Here is a 1,216-nt window from a genome sequence, read left to right as displayed (position 1 = left end):
GCCCGCGCTGACCCGGCGATAACCAGCACCAGCATCAGCATCACCATGCCCGGTAACAGTCTCATTGCGCCGCCTCCCGGCTGTATCTGTCCCACAGCGGTTTCAGTTCACTCTCCCATACCCGGGCATTCAAATCGCCCGCATGGCGGTAGCGGATAATCCCCCTGCCGTCGATGAGGAAGGTTTCCGGCGCGCCGTACACGCCCAGGTCCAGCCCCAGCATCCCGTCGCTGTCCGATAAACTCAGCGCATACGGGTTGCCCAGTTCTTTTAACCAGGCCACCGCCTTCGCCCGGTCGTCCTTATAGTTCAGCCCGACCACCCGGATACCCTGCGCGGCCAGCCGGTTCAGGTACTGATGCTCGGCGCGGCAGGTCGGGCACCAGGTGGCCCAGACGTTAAGCAGCACCGGTTTCCCCTGCGTCAGCACCTCCGCCTGGTAGTACTGACCCGGCGTCTCCAGCGATTCCAGGCGGAACGCCGGCACCGGCTTTCCGGTCAGTGCCGATTCGAGATTCGTCGGGTCATCCCCCTGCGCGTTGCGCGCCAGCTGCCACAGCAGCGCCGCGGCAATCAGCAGAAAAATCAGCAGCGGTAATAACAGTACGTTGCGTTTCATCCGGCCTCCGGCAATGGTTTACGGCGGCGGTAGCGCGGGTCCGCCAGGCACAGCAGCCCGCCCAGCGCCATCAGCAGCCCCCCGGCCCATATCCAGCGGACAAACGGTTTGTAGTACAGGCGCACGGCCCACGCGCCGTTGTCCAGCTCCTCCCCGAGCGCGGCGTACAGGTCGCGGGTCAGCCCGCCGTCAATCGCCGCCTCGGTCATCACCATCCGGCTGGTGTTGTAGAGCCGTTTCTCCGCGTGCAGCACCGCCTCCGGCTCGCCGTGGCGCGTCACCCCGATGAGGGCCACCCCGCCGCGGTAGTTGGGGCCGGTGATGTCCCGCACCTCCCGGAAGGTGAAGCGGTAGTCGTGAATGGTCACGCTGTCGCCCGCCCGCATCCGCACGTCACGCTCCACGCTGTAATTCTGGCTGAAGGCGATGCCGGTAATCGTCACCGCCAGCCCGAGGTGCGCCGCCACCATCCCCAGGTAGCTGAGGGAAATCCTGGCGCCGCGGGACACGCGCTGTACGGCTTCGGCCACCGCCAGTACCGCAATCCAGCAGGCCATCGCCATTCCGGCCACCGCCATGGCGGCGATGCGGTCCTGC

The 1,216-nt window shown here is 66.4% G+C and carries 2 protein-coding genes; both read right to left on the bottom strand.

The annotated features are described in order from the left end of the window. Positions 1-61 precede the first annotated feature (61 nt). On the bottom strand, positions 62-619 hold the full coding sequence (gene dsbE, locus ACLJRE_RS23720) for a thiol:disulfide interchange protein DsbE (RefSeq protein ID WP_000828299.1): 558 nt from the start codon (positions 617-619) through the stop codon (positions 62-64). After that, the coding region (locus tag ACLJRE_RS23715) for a cytochrome c-type biogenesis CcmF C-terminal domain-containing protein (protein WP_410957610.1) at positions 616-1,216 on the bottom strand (601 nt) is incomplete at its 5' end. The genes ACLJRE_RS23715 and dsbE, both read right to left, overlap by 4 nt.

Origin of the sequence: Salmonella sp. SAL04157, from assembly GCF_046551635.1 — a bacterium.
GTDB classification, from domain to species: domain Bacteria; phylum Pseudomonadota; class Gammaproteobacteria; order Enterobacterales; family Enterobacteriaceae; genus Salmonella; species Salmonella enterica.
Note: the sequence above shows the minus strand (reverse complement) of the source record. Positions and strands in the feature narration are given on the sequence as shown.